The organism is Alteromonas marina (genome assembly GCF_000808575.1).
Lineage (GTDB): Bacteria > Pseudomonadota > Gammaproteobacteria > Enterobacterales > Alteromonadaceae > Alteromonas > Alteromonas marina_A.
Window position 1 is genome coordinate 1 of record NZ_JWLW01000003.1, and the last position, 24,568, is coordinate 24,568.

Consider the following 24,568-nt stretch of genomic DNA (forward strand, 5'->3'; position numbering starts at 1 on the left):
ACCTCAGACTCTGACCCCACTATTTTATTTGAGGTTGCGGAGGCCTTGGGTGAGGAGTCGGTCTAGTGCGTTGGCGAAGTTTTGTTTGTCACGTTGGGAGAAGGCTTTTGGGCCGCCTGTGTGTTCGCCGCTTGAGCGCATGGTATCCATGAAGTCTCGCATACCCAGTATCTGCTTGATAGACGACTTGTCGTATTCTTCACCTCTGTTATTTAACGCAAGCGCATTTTTTGCCAGTACATCAGCAGCTAGTGGAATATCGTTGGTAATAACCAGATCACCCGCTACGCACTTCTCTACTATATAGTCGTCAGCAGCATCAAACCCTGAGGGAACTTGCGTTAAAGTTATGTGCTTGTCTGGTGGCACAGACATAAAATGGTTAGCCACCAAAGACAAAGGCAGCTTGGTACGTCTAGCTGCCTTAAAAAGAATGTCTTTGATCACTGCAGGGCACGCGTCGGCGTCAACCCATATATGCATGGTCGTATCTCGTAACTGTATCCAATTACGCTAGCATACCACCATCTACCACCACTGTCGTGCCAGTCGTGTAGGTTGAAGCGTCTGATACTAAATACAATACTGTGCCCGCCATTTCATCGGGGTCAGCGACACGACCTAGTGGAATAACTTTAAGCGCGTGCTTCAAGATTTGCTCGTTAGTTGTTAACGCTGACGCAAATTTAGTATCGGTTAAACCTGGCAATAATGCGTTTACGCGAATGTTCAAGCTACCGCACTCTTTTGCAAATGACTTAGTCATGCTGATGACCGCAGCTTTCGTAATAGAGTAGATACCCTGCATGTCGCCCGGTGTTATACCGTTTACCGATGCCGTGTTGAGAATGACGCCACCACCCTGCTCTTTCATCATTTTGCCCGCTTCAATCGACATGAAGAAGTAGCCACGAATATTGACGTCTACAGTTTTATTATAGGCGCCAAGGTCAGTATCTAAGATATGCCCAAAGTAAGGATTGGCTGCCGCGTTGTTTACTAGAATATCCAGTTTTCCAAAATCCCGTTTAATGACGTTAAATGCTTCTGTAATTTGCTCCATTTCACCCACGTGACACGCTAGCGCTGTCGCCTTACCACCTGCGTCACGAATTGAAGAAGCCACGGCTTCACAGCCGTCAATTTTGCGGCTTGATACAATTACATGCGCGCCATACTGGGCAAGCAAACGGGCAATAGACTCACCGATACCGCGACTTGCACCTGTAACCAGTGCCACTTTTCCTGTTAAATCAAAAAGGTTCTTCATTGTCATATCCTTAATTCTTGCTGATAAAGTGCTGTGTGCTTAATTTCTCTTATTAACGCTTGTTACGGTGCCTGCTCTAGGCCAACATACCACCGTCGAGTACTACTGACTGACCCGTCATGAATGACGATTCATCACTACACAACCAAGCAATGGCGTTAGCAATCTCTTCTGGTTTACCCAAACGCTTCATTGGATTTGCGCCAATAAGCCCTTTTTGGCCTCTTTCATCCAATTTTGATAAAACGCCTTGCACCATAGGGGTATCTACAAAGCTTGGACAAACAGCGTTAATGCGAATGTTCGCCCTTGCGTATTCCACCGCCGCCGATTTAGTAAGCCCCACTACCCCATGTTTGGAAGCGCTGTAAGCGCTAATCATAGGCGCAGAGCGCAATCCAGCTACAGAGGCAATATTGATGATGTGGCCACCGCCTGTCGCCGTCATATGCTTAAGGGCGTTCTTCATGCAATACCACACGCCAGCTAAGTTGACCTGAATATTCTTCATAAACATGGCGTCATCGACTTCAGTTAGCGGAGCTGGAAAATGGTCGATACCCGCGTTATTAATAATTACGTCAATCTTGTCGTTATGTGAAAGCGCCGTGTCGAACATCGCTTTGACCTGAGCCGGTTCGGTAACATCCACCGCCACCGCATAGGCTTTGTCACCTGAGGCAACAATTTCTTCAGCCAATGTTTTGGCATTACCTTCGTTTAAGTCGGCAATTCCAACAATTGCACCCCGTGCACTTAATACGCGGGCCGATGCAGCGCCTATCCCCGAGCCACCACCAGTAATAAGAATGTGTTTACCTTCAACATTTGCAGCTACATTCATTAGCTGTACTCCAATTTCGTGAACAAGCGCAACGCTGTTAAATAAAGGTCACTGCGCATGCTCTTTGTTTTGAATGATTAAAAATAACTCGCTTTTACGTTGTTACACGTTGCCTCGCGTGAAGAAAGCACTTCAATATCGCGACTGACCAGCGGTAATTCCCAATTTAAGAAGTATTCCGCGGCCGCTAATTTACCTTCATAAAAATCAGCATCTTGCTCGCCTGCACCGTTAGCGAGTGCTTGTTCGGCAACATTTGCCTGGCGCAGCCAAATCCAGCTCACCACACAACTTGAAAATACATTTAAGAAGCAACTCGCATTGGTTAACAAAACTGGTTGCTTATCTGAACGCAGATCTGCCGCTGCTTGTTGGATTAAACCGCCAAGCTGATCTAGATAAGGTTTTAATTTTGCAACCAGCGCCTGTGCTCTTGGCGTTTCTGCGCGCTTCATATCGCTTGTTACACGAGAAAGCAGCACCTGAAGACCTTTGCCGTCGTGCTGCCATAACTTTCTTCCTAGCAGGTCTAACGCCTGAATACCATTTGTGCCCTCGTGAATTGGGTTTAAGCGATTATCTCGCCAGCACTGCTCAACAGGATATTCACGGGTGTAGCCCGCACCACCTAGAATTTGAATAGCCAAATCGTTGGCTTTAGGGCCAAACTCCGAAGGCCATGCTTTGAACACGGGTGTTAAAAGATCTAAAAGCTGAGAAAGCTCGGTGCGCTTTTCGCTGTCAGTTTCTGTCTCCATCTCATCGATGAGCATGCTGCCGTACAAGCAGAGGGACATACCGCCTTCACAGTAGGCCTTTTGCGCTAGCAACATACGTCGCACGTCACCGTGATTGATAATAGGTGTTGGCTCATCTTCTGGTGCGAGATTTGGCGCGGCACGACCTTGTGTACGGTCTTTGGCATATTCTAGTGAGTAACGGTACCCGCGATATCCTATCATGGCAGCACCATAGCCCACGCCAATGCGTGCTTCGTTCATCATCATGAACATGTAGCGCAAACCTTGGTGTGGCTCGCCAATAAGGTAGCCGTGGCAGTCACCATTTTCGCCAAAGGTTAGTGCGGTTGAAGTTGTACCTCGGTAGCCCATTTTGTGGATGAGGCCAGCAAGGGTAACGTCGTTGCGCACATCTGGATTGCCGTCAGCGTCGAGGCGGTATTTAGGTACAGCAAATAAGGAGATGCCTTTTACACCAGCTGGGCCACCTGGAATTTTCGCCAACACCAAATGTACGATGTTGTTAGAAAGCTCATGCTCACCACCTGAGATATAAATCTTGCTGCCTTTGATTCGATACGTACCATCATCTTGCGGCCTTGCAGATGTACGAATATCAGCAAGTGACGAACCGGCATGGGGCTCAGTAAGTGCCATGGTTCCAGTGAAATCACCCGCTAGCATTTTTGATAAAAACGCACTTTTGATATCTTCAGAGGCAAAGTGTTTAATGACATTAGCAGCCGCTGCAGTTAAGAAAGGATAAGCAGTTGACGATGGGTTAGCCGCCAAGAAGTAGCCCGCACAGGCATTCATAACGGTAACAGGAAGCTGCATACCGCCATCTTCAAAATCAAAATGACCCGCGATAAACCCAGACTCTCTATATGTGTCAAAAGCCACTTTTACGTCATCAATCATAGAGACTTTGGTGCCGTCAAAAGTAGGCTCATTTTTATCAGCAACAGCGTTATGAGGAAGAAACAGTTCTTCTGCCATCTTCTCAGCCATGTCGATAACGGCGTTGAAAGTTTCCACATTGTGCTCTTCGAAGCGTGCTTTTTCACATAAGGCAGCGGTATTTAAAACTTCGTACAGCTGAAATTGCATTTCACGGCGGGGAATAAGTTGGTCGGCCATGGTGTACTGTCCTCTACGAATACTTGTTAACACATTGTGTCATATTCGTTATCGTGCCATTATTGTCATTAATGACACAATAATGGTCAATCACGCCAACAATCACTGAACTTTATATTACTTTATAACTCGAATTATTTTTATGAATAACACGAAATTCACCGTGACCGTACTCGGATTTAATCAAGCGTTAGCATCTGCCATTACGGGAGCCCTCGATGTATTTGCTTTCGCAGGTATTAGTTGGCAGCGAATACACAGCTTACCGACCAGCCCACAGTTCAAAGTACAGTTGGCCAGTCACCATGGGCAGCCTATTCTCTGCTCTAATCAGGTAATATTGCAGCCAAATATCGCCATTGAAGATGTGTCGCACACCGACATTCTGTTAATTCCAACAATTGGTGGCGATATTGATGAAGTGCTAGAAAGCACAGCGCCTCTGCTTGTACATATAAGGCGCCTTCAAAAGATGGGGGCCGACATCGCGGCCAATTGCACGGGCACTTTTCTTTTGGCCCAATCCGAACTACTAAACAATAAAACTGCCACCACCCACTGGGGGTATGCAGATAAATTTAAGACCATGTACCCTACCGTAAACTTACAACCCGAGAAAATGGTCACTGAAGACGATACAGTGTTTTGTGCAGGCGGCGGCATGGCGTGGATTGATTTATCTATCTTGTTGATAGAACGCTACTGTGGCCATCAAATTGCCAGTGATACGGCAAAATCCCACGTGTTAGATGTGTCTAGAACGAGCCAAACTGTTTACGCGAGCAGTCGTCAGAGGCATTTTCACTCAGACAAGGACATTAAAGCAGTGCAATCCTTCTTAGAGAAAAACGTGCAGAACAAATTTACGCTCGGCGAATTAGCGCAAAGGCATAATATGACCGAACGTACACTTATACGCCGTTTTAAAAACGCGTGTGATATTACACCAGGTCAGTATTTACAGTCGCTACGCATTGAGCATGCGAGAAAGCTTTTGGAAACCTCCGGGATGCCGTTAGAGCGCTTAATCAGCGCCGTGGGATATGAAGACCTTAGTTCTTTCACACGTCTCTTTAAAAAAACTACTGGATTATCACCATCTCAGTATCGTGCAAAATTCAAGCGCAGCTAGGAACTGGTGGAATGCTTTTATATAAAACGCACCAAAAAATATCTTTGTTCTAAGACAAATGTTCCACGCCTGTGCACAAAGGCGTTTTGAGTACATGCGCTCTAACTAATATTGTGCATTTGCGATGAAAAACGCGTCGTATTGCACAAATTTGAAGTTTTTACGCAAAAGTTTGTGTAAAATGCAGCGCCAAGCATAGATTGTTAATTTTTGTGCTAAAAACACTACAAAAGTATAAATTTAAAATCATCTTGGTGGAAACATGAGAACACACAAAATCGCCACACTAGCGTTAGCCGTTAGTGCTGCGTTCAGCTCTTCAGTTCTTGCACAAGAGGCCGCGACGACAGAAAAAAAAGAAGCCTCACTTGAACAGATTACCGTCACTGCGCAAAAGCGTACTCAGTCAATTCAGGAAGTACCTATTTCTGTTGCGACGCTAAGCGGTGAGAAATTCGAAAGCCTTTTCTCTGGCGGTGAAGATATTCTTGCTCTAGCAGTTCGTGTACCTGGTCTTTATGCTGAGTCATCAAATGGTCGTGTTGCACCGCGTTTTTATATTCGTGGTCTAGGTAACACCGACTTCGACCTTGCTGCATCACAACCTGTTTCTATTATCATGGACGAAGTGGTAATGGAAAACGTGGTACTTAAAAGCTTCCCGCTTTTCGACGTTCAACAAGTTGAAGTACTGCGCGGTCCACAAGGCACATTATTCGGTCGTAACACTACAGCCGGCATAATTAAATTTGACACCGTTAAACCTACACAAGATGTTGAAGGTTATGCGAAAGCTGGCTTTGGTTCATACGGAACTATGAATTTTGAAGGCGCGATTAGCGGCGGTCTTACTGACGAGCTTTCTGCGCGTTTATCGCTACTATCGCAAGAACGCGACGATTACATCGATAATGCCTTCACCGGAGAAAACGATGCCATCGGTGGTTACGACGAAAAAGCCTACCGTCTACAGCTTCTTTGGGAGCCGTCTGCTGACTTTTCTGCTTTGCTAAACGTACACGGCCGCGAGCTTGAAGGTACAGCGTCTATTTTCCGCGCTAACGTGTTTACTAAAGGCAGCAACGAGCTTAACGAAAACTACGATCGCGAAACTGTATTCTATGACGGCGATCTTCAAGGCGACGGCATTGATAACAACCCACAAGAATACGACGGTTTTGGTGCTTCACTTAAATTAGAGTACGATATGGATGAAGTTACATTCACGTCGATCTCAGCCATTGAAACAGCTGAAGGCTCTAGCCTAGGTGACGTTGATGGTGGCTTTAATCGTGCTGACGGCACTTCAGGCCCTGGGTTTATTCCTTTCTCTGCGGTAACGCAAGATAACCTTGACGACCTAGAGCAATACACCCAAGAATTCAGATTTTCAAGCAACACGCGCGATGCTTTGAACTGGCAGCTAGGTGCGTTCTACTATGACGCATCGTTTAACGTTACCAGCATCGACGGATTCTTTGGTGCAACAACCGTATTCCACGAAAACCAAACATGGGCGGTATTCGGTCAGACGTCTTATCAAGTTAACGAAAAACTAAACGTTACGGGCGGTATTCGTTACACCCATGACTCAAAAAGTTTAGTAGTCGGCGATCAAAACGTTGACGGTTTTGCTCTAGTAATTGGCGCTGCTCAAGTTCAAGACTATGAAGACATTGACGTAGATGACGGTCAAACGAGCTTTGAATTAAGCGCAAACTACCGCGTTACTGATGATATGTCTGTTTTTGCTCGCTACGCTAATGGCTTCCGTGCTCAAACAATTCAAGGCCGCGATGTTGCATTCGAGGGCTCGCCTTCCGTTGCAGATGCAGAAACCATCAACTCATTTGAACTTGGTATTAAGTCGGACTTGTTCGATGATTCACTACGTCTAAACGCAGCAGCATTCTACTACACAGTAGATGACATGCAGTTCTCAGCAATCGGTGGTGGCAACAACTTTACTGCGCTTGTAAACGCTGACAAAGGCGAAGCGTATGGTTTTGAAGTAGACGCACAGTGGCTAGCTACTGATGAGCTCACGTTTACAGCAGGTTACAGCTATAACCACACTGAAATTAAAGATGACTCTTTAACTGTTTCACCGTGTGGAACAAGTGCTGCTGATGGATTTACCGGTAACTGTACGGTAACGGACCCTCGTCCAGACGGCTTCGTGGCCTCTATCGACGGTAACCCATTCCCTCAAGCACCAGAGTCTATCTTTAACTTCACAGCACGCTACACCATCCCTATGGGTGATGATGGCGAGTTCTTCGTATTTACTGATTGGGCGTTCCAAGGTGAAACAAACATCTTCCTATACGAAGCGGTTGAGTTCACTACTGACGACAACTTTGAAGGCGGTCTACGTATTGGTTACGAAAACTTCGCGCACAACTACACGGTAGCGCTATTTGGTCGTAACATTACTGACGAAGACAATGTTAAAGGTGCAATCGACTTCAACAACCTTACAGGTATCGTAAATGAGCCGCGCGTTTGGGGTGTTGAGTTCAAGTACACTTACTATTAAGCAAAAATAAGTAGCTACTTTCATTTATTGTGGCTATTGAGATTATCAAAAGCGGTGGCGTTGAAAAACGGCACCGCTTTTTTATGTCTATCATGCAGCCATATGAATATCAGACGTAGGCATTTGCACTAGCTGCTGCAGTTTTCTACAAACCTGCACCCAGCGCGCGACTTTTTGATAGTAGACTTGCTCTATCAATTGCCCTTTTTCATCAAACAGAAAGCTTGCTAACTTTCCTTTGTTACTCGGCATATAAAAGTGGTGCACAGTAAACTGCTTTGATAATGGGGCATGTGCCACTTTTTGATACATACAAAATGGCAATGCGTTAGCGCGCTCATCGCCACCGGTTAGGCGAGTACGGCGTTGAAACGTGTCTGCACCTAAATCAGCCATAATGCCGTGTTTTGAAATAAGTTGATCAACCGCTTTAATGCCTGTTTGCATAATTTTCTCCTAAAGGTTGTGCAAAGTCGCTCAACCAAATAAGACTCAAAATAAACCATACTGATATTTATACAGTATATGTTCATTTGTTTAAAATGCAAACAAAAAAGCCGCTTTTTACGGCGGCTTGTTTTCTTTGGAAATAGTGCGAAGTTAATTGAGAGCGGATTCCAAAAACGCCCATTGGTCTGCATACCCTTCAATTTGCATCCATGTTGGCGTGCCAGCACCGTGACCTGCGCGGGTTTCTACACGAAGTAATACCGGGTTATCACAGCTTTGATCGGCCTGTAGTTGCGCAGCAAACTTGTAGCTATGCCACGGTACAACGCGGTCATCGTGATCGCCTGTTGTTACCAATGTAGCAGGATAACACGTACCAGGCTTGGTGTTGTGAAGTGGCGAATAGGCATAAAGCGCTTCAAATTCTTCTTTATTTTCACTTAACCCATAATCGGAAGACCAGGCTCGCGCATTTGCACTTGGCGTGTGATAGCGAAGCATATCTAATACACCGACTGCTGGTAAAGCGGCAGAGAAGAGATCCGGGCGCTGTGTTAAGGTCGCACCAACAAGCAAACCGCCATTCGAGCCACCTTGAATACCCATTTTCTCAGGCGTAGTGTAGCCACTTTCAACCAAATACTCGCCCGCTGCAATAAAGTCATCAAATACGTTTTGCTTATCTAACTTAGTCCCAGCCTTGTGCCACTGCTGCCCATATTCGCCACCACCACGTAAGTTAGCTATGGCTAGCACATTACCCTGCTCTACCCATACCATGCGTGATACTGAGTAGCGTGGCAGCAGTGAAATATTAAAACCACCATAACCATATAGCAGGGTTTTATTATTGCCATCCAGCTTTAAGCCCTTTTTATGCACAATAAACATGGGCACCTTAGTGCCATCTTTGCTGGTATAAAACACCTGCTTAGTTTCATAATCGTCGTAGTTAATTCCCGTGTCGATTGTTTTGAATAGTGATGATTCGCCACTTTCAACATTATAGGCATATACCTGACCCGGGTTAGTAAACCCAGTAAGTTTATAAAAAGTGGTACCTGCATTTTTACCGCCATAAAAGCCGCTTACGCTACCGATATCGGAAAACGCAATTTCATCGACCTTTTTGCCGCTTAAATCAAAGACACTTACCTGCCCCTTTACGTCTTTTAGATACTGAGCAAAAAGCTTTTCACCTAAAAGTGAGACACTAGACAAGGTATCTGGAGAACTTTCAATTACAGTGTCTGTTGCTTTAACGCTATTATCAAAAGTGACTTTGATAACCTTACCTGTTGGCGCGCCTGCAGTAGACTTAAAAAATAGCGCATTTTGTTGTTCGCCGATTAAATCGTAACGCCCATCCCACTTATCGAAAACGGGAACAAGTTCACTGTTTTCTTTTTCAAGAGATTTAGCGTAGACACCATTAGCCTGGTACCCCTCGAAAACGGATATAAGCAACGTTTTTCCGTCTTGCACAACTGATGGGTATGGGTTCCAAGTGGGTTTATTATCAAAAGCAAAGACCTTTTTATCTGCGCTTTGCTTCGTACCCATAGCGTGAAAATAGATAGATACGGTTTGGCTATCATCGTATTTGCCTGACTCATTTTTAGGATAACGAGAATAGAAAAAACCGCTTTCATCGGGCAACCACGCAATATTTGAAAACTTAATGCCTTCAATGGTGTCGATTAAGTCTGTTTTGCTGCTGGTGTTACGAACGTGGATAGTTTTCCAGTCGGTACCGCCGTCAGACAGCATATAGGCAAGATATGAAGCTTTAGGGCTAAGTTCAGTCGACGCCATTGAAACGGTGCCGTCATCACTCAATGTATTCGGATCGATAAGTACTTGAGGTTCATCGTTCACGCCATCAGCCATATAAAGCACGTATTGATTTTGAAGGCCATTGTTATATGAATAAAACAGCTTGCCGTTTACCATATAAGGAGTTGAATACTTTTCGTAGTCCCAAAGTGCGGTTAAGCGTTCCTTGTAAAGCTCTCTAGAAGATAGTTCGGTCAGATAAGGGCGAGCAAGCGCGTTCTGTGAGTCAACCCAAGCCTTTACTTCTTCGCTCTTTTCTTCCTCTAGCCAGCGGTATGGATCGCTGACTATCGTACCGTGGTAGTTATCTTTGTGTGCCACAGTTTTAGTTTCCGGATAACTCGAGATCTTAGGCATGGAGGCGCTATTTACTTCATTTTGCTTCGATGCGGTTGTTTCGTTTTGCGAACTTGTACATGACCAAGTTAGGCCTGCAGATGCTGCAACCACGGCAGCGTATATCAGCTTTTTCTTCATGTTTTATTCCTTTAAAGAAAAATGCCGGTATTACCCGGCATTATCTTTTTAGCTTTCTGTCGTAACTTCTGCGTGTTTTCGACCTTTAAACACATTTTTAAGGTCGTTTAAAATAAGGTACAAAGCGGGCACTAACAGTAAGGTAATCACCGTGGCAAATAAAATACCAAAGGCTAAAGAAATAGCCATGGGGATCACAACTTGAGCCTGAAGACTACGCTCAAATACGATTGGCATAAGACCCATAAAGGTTGTTAATGAAGTCAAGATGATAGCTCTAAAACGCTGTGTACCAGCGCTAATAGCCGCATCCATAAGCGACATGCCTTCTTTACGTGCGCGGTTAACAAAGTCCACCATAATTAAGCTGTCATTAACTACGACACCCGACAATGCGATAATGCCGCAGAATGAAAGTACGCTTACTGCCATCCCCAGTACTAAATGCCCGACAATAGCACCGACAATACCAAAAGGAATGACTGACATAATAATGAAAGGTTGGCTGTAAGACCTAAGCGGTATGGCAAGTAAGGCATAAATAGCAAACAATGCAAACAAGAGCCCTTGCATCAGGCTTACCATAGCATCAGCTTGCTCTTTTGAGTTGCCTTGAAGCTGAAACTCTACACTTGGATAGCGGGCTAGTAGGTCTGGCATCAAATTTTCAATTACATCGTTGGTGACTTCTGATGGATCGAGCAGAGCTTTATCCACTGCGGCTGTTACCGTTACCGAACGTTTTCCATCGACACGAATAATCGAATCAAACCCCTGACCCACTGTAAATGTTGCCACTTGCTCAAACGGGATTTCTTGGCCGTTAGGTGCTCGAATTCGCATATTTTCAAGGTGTTCTACAGAGCTTCGCTCCGCTTTAGGATAGCGAACCATAACCTTGATTTCTTCATCATCTCGCTGAATACGCTGAACTTCTGCACCGTAAAAACCAAAGCGAACTTGCTGCCCTAGGTCGCGAAGTGAAATACCTAAAGCATCAGCCTGAGGCTTCAATGCTAACTGAATTTCTTCACTGCCGCCTGAGAAAGTATCGTTGATGTCAGTGACGCCTTCGTATTTATCTAACGCCTCTTTTAGCTGGTCACTGATTGCTCGAAGCGCTTTAATATCGCTAGAACTAAACTCAAAGCTAAGGTCAGAGCCGCCCCCAGGCCCTCCCGGTGAACTGATATTGAACGACTTTACCCCAGGAATTTCGGGTAGCTCTTGGCGCCACAAGTCTTGAATCTCAAAATCAGTCAGCGTACGGGTTTCACCCTTGGTAAGCTCCGCAAAAATTTCACCACCTAGATTGCCATTATCAAAGGCGATGGCGTGCTTAATGACATTTTCCCCCGTCTCTTCTGCGACTTTGTCATCCATGCGGTGCATAGCTTCACGAAGTGTAGTTAGTACCTTGTCTCGCTGCTCAAGTGACGAACCAGGCTCTAACTCAAAGCTGGCCATCATAAAGTCACTAGGAATACTCGGGAAGAATACGAAGCGCACGATGCCACCACCGAATAGCCCCACAGTAAGAATAAGCATCGCCAAAAAAACGGCCACTGTAGTGTAGCGATTGCGTATTGCTTTTGCTAAAAACGGCGCATACTTATTATTAATGAATGTCTTTATGCCTTCACTAAAGAAGTCTCGAAACTTTTGGAACGCGTTAGCTTTTTCCGGATCATAAGGCTTAAGCTTCATGTGCACTAAGTGCGCCGGAAGGATTAACTTCGATTCAATAAGCGAGAAAATAAGACAAACGATTACCACCATACCTATGGTTTTCCAGATAATCCCAAATGGCCCTGATACCATAAGCATAGGTGAAAACGCAGCAATAGTGGTTAAGACACCAAAAGTTGCGGGCATAGCAACTTTTTTAACGCCAGCTATAACGTTGTCAGCACTATGCCCTTTTTTATCAATCTCAGAGTAAGCCGATTCACCCATAATAATTGCATCGTCGACCACAATCCCCAGTACAAGAATGAATGCGAATAGACTCAGCATGTTGATGGAAACACCAACCATATCTAAAGGCATTACCAGTAAGGTGCCAAGAAAGCAGACTGGCAAGCCCACAATTACCCAGAACGCGAGCTTAATTTTCAAAAACAGTGAAAGAACTAAGAATACAAGCAGTGCACCGAAAAACATATTTTCAAGCATCATGTTAAGTCGGTCAGCCAAATAGAAAGAGCTATCCCCCCATGTATCGGCAGTGATGTGTGCTGGAAATTCCGATTTTTGACTGTCAATGTAAGCGTTAACTTGCTCTGAAATTTCTAACGCGTTTTGGTCTCCTACTGCTTGTACCCGAAGACTTACCGCTGGTTTATCATCAAAGAGCGCATATTGATTATTCTCAATAAAACCATCGTTGATATAGGCTACGTCACCAAGCGTAACGCGCGTCCCGTTAGCGTTTGTTACAAGAACAATTTGTGAAAAGTCCCAGCCAGTATAGGCCTGCCCTTTTGTTCTAAGCAGTATATCGCCGTTTTCAGTGCGAATTGAGCCACCGGGTAAGTCCACACTGGTTTGACTTAAACGCGCCACCACATCAGCAAACGTAAGATTGTACTTTTGCAAGTCAACTTCAGATAGCTCAACAGAAATTTCATAGTCTCTTGCGCCAACCACCTGAACACTTGAAATACCTGGCAAATTAGCAATGTCGTCGCGTAAGTCTTTAGCAAATTCCTTAAGCTCCCTTTCAGAAGCATCACCGTAGACTGATAGCCATATCACGTCTTGTTGAATCTTTTGACGATAAATAACAGGCTTTTCAGTATCTGCAGGAAAGCTTGGAATAGCGTCTACTTGGACTTTCACTTCATCAAGTAGTGACTGAACATCGTAATCTTCTTCAACTTGTATACTCACTGTTCCCATGCCTTCAACGGCGGTCGAGTTGAGTTGTTTTATGCCTTCTAAATCTTTTATAGCCTCTTCAATTTTAAGGAGTACCCCTTCTTCAACTTCTTGAGGCGCTGCACCCAGATAGGGTACACGAACGCTAATAACGTCTATTTCAAAGCTTGGAAATACTTGTTTTTGTATACTAAAAGCACTGAACAAGCCGCCCACAATAAGCAAAATCATTAGCAAATTTGCTGCTACATTATTGCGTGCAAACCAGGCAATAATGCCTTTATTAGTATCGATGCGACTCATTAGTTTTCACCTTCCGAGCGTTCACTTTCCACCTTTTCAGAGCTATCGGAGATATCCGCTTCGGCAGTATCGGCAAGTACGGGCTCATCACCGGGAAGTCGAACTTTCATCCCGTTATATGGGTTAGGTACAGCACTAGTTACCACTAAGGCTCCCTCAGTTATACCAGAGCGCACGAACACCTCTTTTGCGGTTGTGCGTGCAACCTCTACAGGTTTAATTTTTATTTCGCGGTTGTCGTTAACAGTCAAAACCGTATTGTCTAAACGCAATATACTGCGGGGAAGCACCACAAGCTCTTCGTTTTGACGAGACGTAATTTCAGCTTCAACGAATTGACCAAAACGCAAAGGTGACTTGTGTGAAGACTTCAAGTTGTATGGGTCTCTCACCTCTACAATGGCGTACACTACGCGGCTGCCCGTATCTAATATACCTTCGGAACGCACCAGCTTACCTTCCCAAGTTCGCTTCATCCCCCCTACAGAAGCTGTTAACGTGACCGGAGCACTGTCACTAGACTGCCCCGCAATGTTAATAAACATCAAATCGCTGTCAGTGATAGGCAACCTTACTTCAGCAGTATCGGTTGAATAAATCGTACCAAGCACGGAGCCCATTGCCACAAACTGACCAAGGTCGATATTGCGCTCAACGACAATACCGTTATAAGGGGCGGTAATTTGCGTTCTGGCCAAGTTGCGCTTGGCGCGCTCTAACTTCGCTTCTGCTGCTTTAACGTTTGCTTGTTCTTTTGCCAACTGCGGTTTTCTTAAACCTAACTCTGGAGGAGCTACACTGCTGACCGAACGCCATTCTTGCTCGGCCACTTTACCCCGTGCGATTTCTTCTTGAAGCGCAGCCTGAGCTTGGGCCAGTTCTGCTTCGGCAAGCTTAAGGTCAGTGCGGTAATCATCTTGTTCAAGTGTTGCCAACACGTCGCCTTTCTTAAACGTGCCACCTGCAATAAACACATCAGATAAACTGATCACTTGCCCACTCACTTGCGCACTTAATGCCGTTTTATTTCGTGGGACCACATTACCTTGAGACTTAACGATAAAATTTACTGGTTCTGCAAAGACTTCTTTTGCATCGACAAGGAAAGCAGGGATTTCTACGGGAACTTGCTCGGGAGGCTTGCGAGACTTGATCATAAAGGCAGCCGCGATAAACGCGACCAGCAATATGACTAATGGAAGACCACTTTTCATCAACATGGAGTTTTTCATTTACTATCCCTAGGAACGAAGGCAAGCAGCGTGAATGAGGTTGGCGCAGCGACTCACTGCACGCATCATTAAACACCCGATAACCCACTAAATTCTATTATTATTGTTACAACACTAGTGTACTAATTTTATGTTTTGCATGCCCAATTTAGATTGTTAAATTTTGTGTATATTTATTGTTTTCAATGTGCACACTTAAATCAGCTTTCCTAATATAAAAAATTATCAAAAGAATACAAAGTAAGATTGATAATTATCAGTTTTTCGTTGATTATTTAATCACTCATTGGTTATGAGTTAACCGACGGCTGCTAGTTAAGTGCAGTCTTAACAGATTGTAGCCTCGGAAATGATTTCGCTACGTTGAAGGGAAAACACATTATGAGTCTTAAGAAACAATACCTTAAATCAAAACCTCTGTGCAAAGTGACATTTCGACTTAATGCGGAAGCGGCGAAGGACGCCAAAGAAGCATCGTTGTGCGGAGATTTTACTGACTGGAAGTCACAGCCACTTACGATGAAAAAATTGAAAAGTGGTGATTTCACGTTAACGGTAGATTTGGAGAAAGATCACGAGTACCAGTTCCGTTATCTGCTTGACGGAGAGAAGTGGGAAAACGACTGGGAAGCCGATGCTTATATTCCCTCACCTGTTAGCATTGAAGATAATTCAGTTGTGCGCGTTTAACTCATTGCTTTAAAAATAGAACATGCCTGTAATACCTCTGGGCGTAGAATAACAATTCCCTACAAAAAAGGCTGCAAGAATGCAGCCTTTCGTTTTATTATCGTTTATAGACGCAGATTAAAGAGAGCCTTCCAACTCTGGTAATACGTCAAACAAGTCACCTACTAACCCGTAGTCGGCAACCTGGAAAATTGGCGCTTCTTCGTCTTTGTTGATAGCAACAATAACTTTAGAGTCTTTCATACCCGCAAGGTGCTGAATAGCCCCTGAAATACCAACAGCGATATAAAGTTGAGGCGCAACAATTTTGCCTGTTTGGCCCACCTGCATATCGTTTGGAACAAAGCCAGCATCTACCGCAGCGCGTGATGCACCAATGGCTGCACCAAGCTTGTCTGCAATACCTTCAAGAAGCTTGAAGTTGTCACCGTTTTGCATACCGCGGCCACCTGAAATAACGACTTCTGCAGCAGTAAGTTCAGGACGCTCTGATTCAGTAAGCTCTGCTGAAACGAAGTCAGACTTCTCACTACCTTTAACAACATCAATTGCGGCTACTTCAGCACTACCACCAGTTGCAGCTGCATCGAATGATGCTGCACGAACCGTAATCACCTTTTTTGCGTCAGATGATTGAACGGTAGCAATCGCGTTACCTGCATAAATAGGACGTACAAAAGTATCTTCGCTCTCTACGCCAATAATGTCAGATATTTGAGCAACATCTAACAATGCAGCTACGCGAGGCATAAAGTTTTTACCTGTAGTGGTTGCAGCGGCAACAACATGGCTGTAGTCGCCAGCAAGTTCTACTACTAGGTCAGCCGTATTCTCAGCAAGCTGGTACTTATAAACCGCATTGTCAGCAACAAGTACTTTTGCTACGCCGTCAATTTGCGCTGCTGCTTCAGCTACCGCTTGGCAACCTTCACCCGCTACTAATACATGGATATCACCACCCATTTTTTGTGCGGCGTTTACAAGCTTATGCGTTTCAGTCTTTAAGCTTGCATTGTCGTGTTCTGCATATACGAGTACGCTCATGAGATCACCTTTGCTTCATTCTTTAACTTATCTACCAACTCAGCAACGTCTGCTACTTTAATGCCACCTTCACGCTGAGGCGGAGGTGTAACTTTGAGTACCTTTACGTTTGATTCAAGCGCAACACCAAAGTCTGCCGCAGCTTTAACATCAAGAGGCTTACGCTTTGCTTTCATAATATTTGGAAGCGATGCATAACGCGGTTCATTCAAACGAAGATCTGTCGTTACAACAGCTGGAAGCGAAAGTGCAACCGTTTGAAGGCCACCGTCAATTTCACGTGTTACATTCACCTTCTCGCCATCTACAACCACTTCTGATGCGAAGGTACCTTGAGGCATACCTGTTAGCGCTGCAAGCATCTGACCAGTTTGGTTGTTGTCAGAGTCAATGCTCTGCTTACCAAGAATAACAAGTTGAGGCTGTTCTTCTTCAACCACTTTCGCCAAAAGCTTTGCCACTTGAAGTGAATCAAGATTTTGGTCGGTATCAATTTGGATTCCACGATCAGCACCTAGGGCAAGTGCTGTGCGTATTTGTTCTTGGCAGCTTTTGTCACCAATTGAAACAACAACGATTTCCGTTGCCACGCCTTTTTCTTTTAATCGAACGGCTTCTTCAACAGCAATTTCACAAAAAGGGTTAATGGCCATTTTCGCGTTTGTAAGATCTACGCCTGATTCATCAGCCTTCACTCTTACCTTAACGTTGTAGTCGATCGCGCGTTTGACCGGTACGAGTATTTTCATATTTACCTCAATTGTTGAGTTCGTCAGTGCTAATTACGTTTCATTAATAATTAACTATTAATAATTAAAAACGTATTACTTCACCACGCTTTTTGAAACTTTAACAATGCTTATACGTTAAAAAAGAAACTGTGGAACGTACGTTTTTTAAAGGCTAGCCTTAAAACGACGTTAACACCACGTTTACGAGCAGGTATAATACGCTGCCAGTTAACGTTAACGTAAACTGCTTTGCAATGTACTTACTGTTGACGTAAACGTCAACCTGCATTACCTTGCAAAACGACAATTAATTTACATGTTTTTGACACAAAGCATTATTTGTTTCATCAATAGTGCACTATAAAAATACAAACATAAGGAGCCTCCCGTGGAACGAGAATCGATGGAGTTTGACGTAGTCATCGTCGGTGCCGGCCCAGCTGGATTATCAACTGCTTGCAAGATTATGCAGCTTGCGAATGAAAAAGACCAAGAACTTATGGTTTGTGTGGTCGAAAAGGGCTCCGAGGTAGGTGCACATATTCTCTCAGGCGCGGTATTTGAACCTCGTTCTCTTAACGAACTATTTCCCGATTGGAAAGAAAAAGGTGCGCCACTTAACACCCCGGTAACCGAAGACCACATTTATTTACTTAATGATGAAACGTCAGCTAAGAAGTTACCAAACGGCATTACGCCCAAAACTATGCATAATGACGGTAACTATATCGTATCTATGGGTAATGTTAGTCGTTGGCTAGCAGAACAGGCCGAGCAGCTAGGCGTTGAAGTATTCCCCGGTTTCGCAGCTTCTGAAGTTATTTACAACGAAGACGGTAGTGTTGGCGGCGTACTTACCGGTGACATGGGCGTGAGTGAAAATGGCGAACCGAAAGACGGTTACATGCCGGGTATGGAACTACGTGCCAAATACACGGTGTTTGCAGAAGGCTGTCGCGGACACTTAGGAAAAGAGCTGATTTCACACTTCAAATTAGATGAAGATAGTTCACCGCAACACTACGCCATCGGCTTTAAAGAAATTTGGGATATAGATCCATCTAAGCATCAGCCAGGCCTTGTTGTTCACAGTGCAGGCTGGCCACTTGATGATGCAACAGGTGGTAGCTACCTTTATCACGCTGAAGATAATCAAGTGTTTGTTGGCTTAATCGTCGACCTTAATTACGCCAACCCCTACTTGAGTCCCTTTGACGAATTCCAACGTCTAAAACATCACCCAGTATTTAAACAGTACTTAGAGGGTGGCAAACGTGTTTCTTATGGCGCAAGAGCCATCGCAAAAGGTGGGTTTAATTCGTTACCTAAAATGACCTTTCCTGGCGGTTTGCTAGTTGGCTGTGAGGCGGGCACGCTTAATTTCGCCAAAATAAAAGGCAACCACACGGCAATGAAGTCGGGCATGTTAGCAGCAGAAAGTATTTTCGAAGCAATATCAGAAAATGCTGAAGCGCCTGTAAAAGAGTTAACCAGCTTTACAGAGAAATTCAAATCATCGTGGCTATATGATGAGTTGTTCCGTTCTCGTAACTTCGGCCCCGCTATTCACAAGCTAGGTAATTTCTGGGGCGGAGCTTTCAATACGCTAGAACAAAATTTCTTTAACGGTAATTTGTTCTTCACTATGAAAGATGAACACAAAGATTATGCGCAGCTTAAGGAAGCAAAAGACGCGAAAGAAATTTCTTATCCAAAGCCGGACGGTGTACTCAGCTTTGACAAATTATCTTCCGTATTTTTGTCGAATACGAATCACGAAGAAGACCAGCCTTGTCACTTAAAATTAAAAGATCCGTCTATTCCTTTGCAGGTTAATTTACCTAAATTTGCAGAGCCAGCACAGCGCTACTGCCCTGCTGGTGTATATGAAGTAATTGAAGAGGAAGGTGAAAAACGGTTCCAAATTAATGCACAAAACTGTGTTCACTGTAAAACCTGCGACATAAAAGACCCAAGTCAAAATATTAAATGGGTAGTTCCGGAAGGTGCCGGCGGACCAAATTACCCGAACATGTAATTTAAAGTATTAATTTGCTATTTAACGGATATTTTTAAAAAGCGAGCTTGGCTCGCTTTTTTTTTGTGCTACTTTTAATTATTATCTTAAAAAAATTTAGTACAACGTATTAAGGTTAATTAATGAGCGAATTTTTAGATATTTTAACCCATGGAAGACGTTTACAAGGTGCTGTTAAGGAATTAAGCATAGAAGAGCTTGAACAAGTTCAGGAAAAACTTAGCGGTATAATAGAAAAAAGAAAAGAAAAATTACTAGAACAAGAAAAACTAAAAAAAGAAAAGTTAGAAAAACTTGCTGCTATTAAACAGCAAATGGAAGAAGCTGGTCTAAACGTCGAAGATTTACAAGCTTTAGATACCGGCACAAATAAAAACGTAGGTAAGAAGCGCCCTGTTAAATATAAACTTGTGGATGACAATGGCGAAGAGCATTTGTGGACTGGCATTGGTCGTATGCCACGCGTTTACAAAGATGCACTAGATAGCGGCAAATCACTCAACGATTACGCTATTAATTAATATCACTATTTAACCTGCTAATAAGGTCTGTTTTTACAGGCCTTATTTTGTTTTTAAGACTAAAGCTATGTCTATCAGACAATTATTTATGGGTAACTAAATTGTGAAGTTAAATTATAAACTTTCAAAGCGAGATGCATCATCACCATGGTTAATTTTAATCCATGGGCTTTTCGGTAATGCGGATAATTTAGCCGTTGCTAAACGGCATTTTGAATCGGCTTTTAATATTATAAGTGTAGACCTCCCGGATCACGGTGAGTCTCCATGGACTGAGAGTTTTTCTATGTCAGCTGCCGCAGATGCAATCTACGACATTATGCAATCTTTAAATATTGAAAAGAGCGCTGTATTGGGTCATTCCCTTGGCGGAAAGGTTGCAATGAAGTTGGCTTTAAATCACAACGAAAATATCACACACTTAATTGTAGCTGATATTGCCCCAGTAAGTTATGACCACAGCCACCAAGCGGTATTTGATGGGTTGAATTCTGTTTCTTTGGACACAATTGAAAGTAGAAAGGACGCTGAAAAACAAATGGCTGCCCACGTAAAAGAAATGGGTGTCAGACAGTTTCTGCTTAAAAGCCTTTATCAAGATGAAAGCGGAGCATGGAAGTGGCGGTTTAATGTGAGTGGGCTAATGAAAAGTTACTCGCACATTATTGATTGGGAACAAACAAATCAAACGTACGATGGCATAACCTTATTCATTAAGGGCAGCGAGTCTGACTACATCACACCGGCCTATCGCGATTCGATAGCTCGCTACTTTCCAAATGCGAAAGCGCATATTATTGAAGGTACGGGTCATTGGTTACACGCAGAAAAACCAGCGATATTTAACGGTATTGTAGAGAGAACGCTTAACAAATCGTCATAAAGTGGAACATTTCTCATCAATCAGGATGAGAATGACTATTATTACATATTTTTGAACGTTTTAGGCTCTTACAGGCGTATATACTGTGATATAGTTGCGCCAGAAATTTTTAAGTAACAACACTATGCTTGCAGAAAATTACGAACTCATTGAGTCCATTATGCTGTATGGCGGCTTATCTATTCTTTTTGGATTGATGGGTTTTGCTGTACACGATGTATTACGTAAGAACGATGTTCCACTTATTGGACGAGTGGTTACCTATGGCGTGCTGGGTTTAGGCGCGTTAGGGTTTCTTGCGAAAGGCATTATTGAATGGTTTTGGCTAAGCACAGGCGTTTAATTAGTAACGATTAATAGAGGTTAGATATGGCAAGCGTTGGCCTATTTTTCGGAAGTGACACGGGTAATACCGAACATGTTGCGAAAATGATCCAGAAGGAATTGGGTAAACAGCTAATTGATGTTAAAGACATTGCCAAGAGCAGTAAAGAAGACATCGCTGAATTTGATTTGCTTATCTTTGGTATCCCTACGTGGTACTACGGTGAAGCGCAATGCGATTGGGATGATTTCTTTCCTGAACTAGAGCAAATTGACTTCAACGACAAGTTAGTTGCTATTTTTGGTTGTGGAGACCAAGAAGACTATGCAGAGTACTTCCTAGACGCGATGGGCATGGTACGTGACATCGTTGAAGCCAAAGGCGCTATTTTAGTAGGTCAATGGTCAACTGAAGGCTACGACTTTGAAGCGTCTAAAGGCATGGCTGACGACAATCACTTTGTTGGTTTGGGTATCGACGAAGACCGTCAACCAGAACTAACTGACTCGCGCGTTAAAGCCTGGTGTAAGCAAATTCACGACGAGCTTTGCTTGGCGGAGCTTGCCTAGAATCGCTGGAGTTTACTTAATCTTTACTGTGAAAGCTGTTAAGTAACTGTATATTGAAAAAACCGCTCTATTGGAGCGGTTTTTTGTTTCATAAAGAGCCTTCTTTTAATTTTTTGGCATAGTTTTTCAGCGCCCGCTAAAGCTGAAACCGCTCTACCGCCCTTCGTAAACTCTCTGTTTGCGCATCCAGCATCATAGTTGATTCGTTCGACTGCCTTGTGCTTTGCGCACTTGAATCGGCCAGTGCTACTATTCGGTTTAAGCTTTTCGCTACATCTCCTAACAACACATCTTGTTGTTCAGTGTCTTCAACAATGTGCTCATTAATATCGCTCAAACGCTCAATAATTTCGCGAATGCTATTTACTTGCTCAGATACTTGCTGAGTTATCACTACCCCTTCTTGGGCTTGCTCGCGACCTGCATTGATGGCCTTCACAGCTTGCGCTGCATCTTTTTGTAAATTACCAATCATCTGCTCAATTTCTTCAGTAGAGTCATGTGTACGGTTTGCCAAAGTTCGAACTTCATCCGCCACAACAGCGAAGCCCCTGCCCTGCTCGCCGGCTCTCGCAGCTTCGATAGCGGCATTAAGCGCAAGTAAATTTGTCTGCTCTGCGATGGTTTTAATCACGTCCAAAATACTGCCAATACTCCGTGAGTTATCATCTAAACGTCCGATAACCTGCGCCGACGACTCTGCCTGTTTGGCTTGATTACTTACTTGCTCACTACTTTTTTGAACGAGTTGACCTATATCTGAACTTTGTTTAGTAATTGTGCGTAACGCATCCATCGCTTCATTAATTTGGGCTAGGTTGCTGCGGCTCTTATCCTGAACATTTTTAGTGTTAGTAGAAGTAACGGTTACTTGTTCTCGCTGTTTGTCTACCTCAGATAAACTTTTATTTCCAAGTTCAACACTTTCTTTTGTAATCTCAATTAAACGCTTTTCTTGTTCAAGAATATTACCGACCAACTCTCGTAAGCTATCGGTTAAGCTATTAACTTTTGCTGAAAGCGCAGAGAATTCATCATTGCCTTCTTCTGGTAATTTAGTACTTAAATCGCCTTGGCTTAACAGGCTTAACCCTTTGTTAATTCTACCAAGAGGTTTTGAAATACTCCGCGTAACAATAACAGCAAGGAAGATAGCAGCGGTAAGCCCCAGTACCGCAACAATAATGTTGCGTAGCAAATTTTCTTGCACAGATTCAAGAATAGCATTTTGCCCTTCCAGTGATTGTGCTTGAACGGTATCAAACAGGGTATTAATGTCTGTTAGTGCAGTTTCTAATGCGAGCTTAGCTCGTTTCTGCGCTTTCGCTGCTTTTTCAACCTCTAAGAGTTTTTGACGTTGAAGCGCGATTAAACCGCTCGAGCCATTCACCGCATCTATCAATAAATCGTATTGCTCGTTAAATGCCTCGATTGTGCCACCATCATCAACCCCTGTGGCCAAGCGATTCACATAGTCTTTGTCTACTTGCAGATTACTTAGCTGGTATTCAAGATCCTCAATAATGCTGGCACTTTGCTCTGCGTCATTAGATTCAGCGAGTTCGATAAAGGAGTCGTTCATCGTTAGCAGCTTGTTGTCGATGGCGGTACCTGCACCAATGAGTGTTTCAATACTTGGGTTGTTACTTTCTAGATAAGAAAGATCGAGCATGAGCGCACTCGCTTCATCAGCAATCATCAGAACGTTTTCAAGTTGTGCCGCAAGCGCTTTTTCTATATTCATCCTTTCATCGATTGCAGAATACATTTCAATGCTATCACTGACATACGCAAGACTCACTTCAACGGCATTTTTAGCTACCGAATTGCTAGGCATAAGCGATTTTAATTGCGCAAGGTCATCGGAGAAGGTTGAAGAAAGCGAATTGAACGTTTGCTTATTAGCATCGAGTTCGTTTCTATTTTCTACGTGATAGCCGTTAGCTGTTATCACCGAAAGAGACAATATTTCTGTTTTAACTTTAACCATGCTGGTCTGTACCGGCATTTTTTGTTCTACCACATTTTGCGCAGAATCCTTTATGCCACTGAGACCAAAATAAGAAAGAATACTTGTTAGTAATAGCAAGCAGCCGAATAAGCCGAAGCCTAACGTAATTTTATTTATAATTGTTAACCGCATGGGTACTTCCACTTAAAAACATGCCAAAAACCACAAAATAGAAAGCAACTCTTTAAGTTTAGTTTAACAGGATGTTAATTCAATACATCAAAAGTTTTAATTATTTTGCTTATTTATCTGATAAATCTGACACTTACATTCTGGTCAGGCCACATGCTATGAGGTCTGTACTTGTGCGCGACGTTTTTAGTCAATTTCTACTTGGGCAAATTTTCGTCGAGGAAACAAAGTTTCCACGGTTTTCCTTTTAAATTGTTTCAACTTACCTATAATAACCACCAAACACCTTTTCACTCGTTTTTAGTAGGCTGTAATGGATCAAAATAAAGAATTGAAAAAAGCAGGGCTTAAAGTAACTCTGCCTCGCCTTAAAATTTTACAAATTCTGCAAGAGCCAGAAAACCAACATATCAGCGCTGAAGACGTCTATAAAATCCTTATCGAACAGGGTGAAGAAATTGGTCTTGCTACTGTATATCGCGTTTTAAACCAATTTGATGATGCAGGCATTCTTAATCGCCATCATTTCGAGGGCGGCAAATCTGTTTTTGAGATAAGCCATAAAGATCACCACGACCACCTTGTTTGCTTGAAATGTGGCAAAGTCATCGAGTTTGAGGATGAGATCATCGAAGAACGCCAAGAGATGATAGCTAAGCAACACAAGATGAAACTCACGCATCATAGCCTGTACCTATATGGTGAATGTACAGACGGAAATTGTGACAACATTCCAGAATAAGTAGCTCTATTCTTATCGTAAAAGGCCCGCTATATTAAG

The 24,568-nt window shown here is 43.5% G+C and carries 20 protein-coding genes; 9 read left to right on the plus strand and 11 right to left on the minus strand.

Annotation, left to right across the window (positions count from 1 at the left end):
• Window positions 1-24 precede the first annotated feature (24 nt).
• The 4 genes from RJ41_RS01580 to RJ41_RS01595 all read right to left on the minus strand — a co-directional run bounded on the left by RJ41_RS01580 (window position 25) and on the right by RJ41_RS01595 (window position 3,994).
• Window positions 25-483 (minus strand): YaiI/YqxD family protein, encoded by a 459-nt coding sequence (locus tag RJ41_RS01580; protein WP_039216436.1) that lies wholly within the window; start codon window positions 481-483, stop codon window positions 25-27.
• Window positions 484-508: 25 nt separating this feature from the next.
• Window positions 509-1,270 (minus strand): SDR family oxidoreductase, encoded by a 762-nt coding sequence (locus RJ41_RS01585; protein WP_039216437.1) that lies wholly within the window; start codon window positions 1,268-1,270, stop codon window positions 509-511.
• A 76-nt stretch (window positions 1,271-1,346) separates the two neighbouring features.
• Window positions 1,347-2,114: an SDR family NAD(P)-dependent oxidoreductase gene (locus RJ41_RS01590; RefSeq protein ID WP_039216438.1), complete on the minus strand. Its 768-nt coding sequence runs from the start codon at window positions 2,112-2,114 to the stop codon at window positions 1,347-1,349.
• Window positions 2,115-2,191: 77 nt separating this feature from the next.
• On the minus strand, window positions 2,192-3,994 hold the full coding sequence (locus RJ41_RS01595) for an acyl-CoA dehydrogenase (RefSeq protein WP_039216439.1): 1,803 nt from the start codon (window positions 3,992-3,994) through the stop codon (window positions 2,192-2,194).
• Between the two features lie 142 nt (window positions 3,995-4,136).
• Between RJ41_RS01595 and RJ41_RS01600 the strand changes: the two genes are divergently transcribed.
• Entirely contained in the window at window positions 4,137-5,126 is a 990-nt protein-coding gene (locus RJ41_RS01600) for a GlxA family transcriptional regulator (protein ID WP_039216440.1), read from the plus strand.
• Window positions 5,127-5,388: 262 nt separating this feature from the next.
• Window positions 5,389-7,665 carry a TonB-dependent receptor gene (locus tag RJ41_RS01605; RefSeq protein WP_039216441.1) on the plus strand — a complete coding sequence of 759 codons (2,277 nt, stop codon included), beginning with the start codon at window positions 5,389-5,391 and terminating at the stop codon, window positions 7,663-7,665.
• 90 nt (window positions 7,666-7,755) lie between these two features.
• Here RJ41_RS01605 and RJ41_RS01610 read toward each other — a convergent pair whose 3' ends face one another.
• The 4 genes from RJ41_RS01610 to RJ41_RS01625 all read right to left on the minus strand — a co-directional run bounded on the left by RJ41_RS01610 (window position 7,756) and on the right by RJ41_RS01625 (window position 14,843).
• The gene (locus tag RJ41_RS01610; RefSeq protein WP_039216442.1) at window positions 7,756-8,112 is read right to left on the minus strand and encodes a hypothetical protein; all 357 of its coding nucleotides are present in this window, start codon (window positions 8,110-8,112) and stop codon (window positions 7,756-7,758) included.
• Between the two features lie 153 nt (window positions 8,113-8,265).
• Window positions 8,266-10,428 carry a prolyl oligopeptidase family serine peptidase gene (locus tag RJ41_RS01615; RefSeq protein WP_084081746.1) on the minus strand — a complete coding sequence of 721 codons (2,163 nt, stop codon included), beginning with the start codon at window positions 10,426-10,428 and terminating at the stop codon, window positions 8,266-8,268.
• A 48-nt stretch (window positions 10,429-10,476) separates the two neighbouring features.
• A complete protein-coding gene (locus tag RJ41_RS01620) occupies window positions 10,477-13,611 on the minus strand; it encodes an efflux RND transporter permease subunit (protein WP_039216443.1) in 3,135 nt (1,044 codons plus the stop codon).
• Window positions 13,611-14,843, minus strand: a complete 1,233-nt coding sequence (locus RJ41_RS01625; RefSeq protein WP_039216444.1) for an efflux RND transporter periplasmic adaptor subunit — start codon at window positions 14,841-14,843, stop codon at window positions 13,611-13,613. Before RJ41_RS01625 ends, RJ41_RS01620 begins: the two co-directional genes overlap by 1 nt.
• Before the next feature lie 381 nt (window positions 14,844-15,224).
• Between RJ41_RS01625 and RJ41_RS01630 the strand changes: the two genes are divergently transcribed.
• Window positions 15,225-15,533 carry an isoamylase early set domain-containing protein gene (locus tag RJ41_RS01630; protein WP_039216445.1) on the plus strand — a complete coding sequence of 103 codons (309 nt, stop codon included), beginning with the start codon at window positions 15,225-15,227 and terminating at the stop codon, window positions 15,531-15,533.
• A 117-nt stretch (window positions 15,534-15,650) separates the two neighbouring features.
• Here the strand turns inward: RJ41_RS01630 and RJ41_RS01635 are convergent, their stop codons facing one another.
• Both RJ41_RS01635 and RJ41_RS01640 read right to left on the minus strand, forming a co-directional pair.
• The gene (locus RJ41_RS01635) at window positions 15,651-16,577 is read right to left on the minus strand and encodes an electron transfer flavoprotein subunit alpha/FixB family protein (protein ID WP_039216446.1); all 927 of its coding nucleotides are present in this window, start codon (window positions 16,575-16,577) and stop codon (window positions 15,651-15,653) included.
• Complete coding sequence (locus RJ41_RS01640; protein ID WP_039216447.1) at window positions 16,574-17,326, minus strand: electron transfer flavoprotein subunit beta/FixA family protein; 753 nt, start codon at window positions 17,324-17,326, stop codon at window positions 16,574-16,576. The genes RJ41_RS01635 and RJ41_RS01640 overlap by 4 nt, the downstream gene beginning before the upstream one ends.
• 370 nt (window positions 17,327-17,696) lie before the next feature.
• Here RJ41_RS01640 and RJ41_RS01645 point away from each other — a divergent pair, with 370 nt between their 5' ends.
• The 5 genes from RJ41_RS01645 (at window position 17,697) to fldA (ending at window position 21,644) form a co-directional block, all read left to right on the plus strand.
• On the plus strand, window positions 17,697-19,346 hold the full coding sequence (locus RJ41_RS01645) for an electron transfer flavoprotein-ubiquinone oxidoreductase (protein WP_039216448.1): 1,650 nt from the start codon (window positions 17,697-17,699) through the stop codon (window positions 19,344-19,346).
• Between the two features lie 122 nt (window positions 19,347-19,468).
• Window positions 19,469-19,867: an H-NS histone family protein gene (locus RJ41_RS01650; protein ID WP_039216449.1), complete on the plus strand. Its 399-nt coding sequence runs from the start codon at window positions 19,469-19,471 to the stop codon at window positions 19,865-19,867.
• Window positions 19,868-19,970: 103 nt separating this feature from the next.
• The gene (locus RJ41_RS01655; RefSeq protein ID WP_039216450.1) at window positions 19,971-20,750 is read left to right on the plus strand and encodes an alpha/beta fold hydrolase; all 780 of its coding nucleotides are present in this window, start codon (window positions 19,971-19,973) and stop codon (window positions 20,748-20,750) included.
• 124 nt (window positions 20,751-20,874) lie between these two features.
• A complete protein-coding gene (locus RJ41_RS01660) occupies window positions 20,875-21,093 on the plus strand; it encodes a DUF2788 domain-containing protein (protein WP_012519093.1) in 219 nt (72 codons plus the stop codon).
• Between the two features lie 26 nt (window positions 21,094-21,119).
• Window positions 21,120-21,644 carry a flavodoxin FldA gene (gene fldA, locus RJ41_RS01665; RefSeq protein WP_014949739.1) on the plus strand — a complete coding sequence of 175 codons (525 nt, stop codon included), beginning with the start codon at window positions 21,120-21,122 and terminating at the stop codon, window positions 21,642-21,644.
• Window positions 21,645-21,780: 136 nt separating this feature from the next.
• On the opposite strand, the gene RJ41_RS01670 is transcribed toward fldA, so the two are convergent.
• Window positions 21,781-23,787 carry a methyl-accepting chemotaxis protein gene (locus tag RJ41_RS01670; RefSeq protein WP_039216451.1) on the minus strand — a complete coding sequence of 669 codons (2,007 nt, stop codon included), beginning with the start codon at window positions 23,785-23,787 and terminating at the stop codon, window positions 21,781-21,783.
• Between the two features lie 313 nt (window positions 23,788-24,100).
• On the opposite strand from RJ41_RS01670, the gene fur reads away from it, so the two are divergent.
• A complete protein-coding gene (gene fur / locus RJ41_RS01675) occupies window positions 24,101-24,529 on the plus strand; it encodes a ferric iron uptake transcriptional regulator (protein WP_039216452.1) in 429 nt (142 codons plus the stop codon).
• Window positions 24,530-24,568 lie beyond the last annotated feature (39 nt).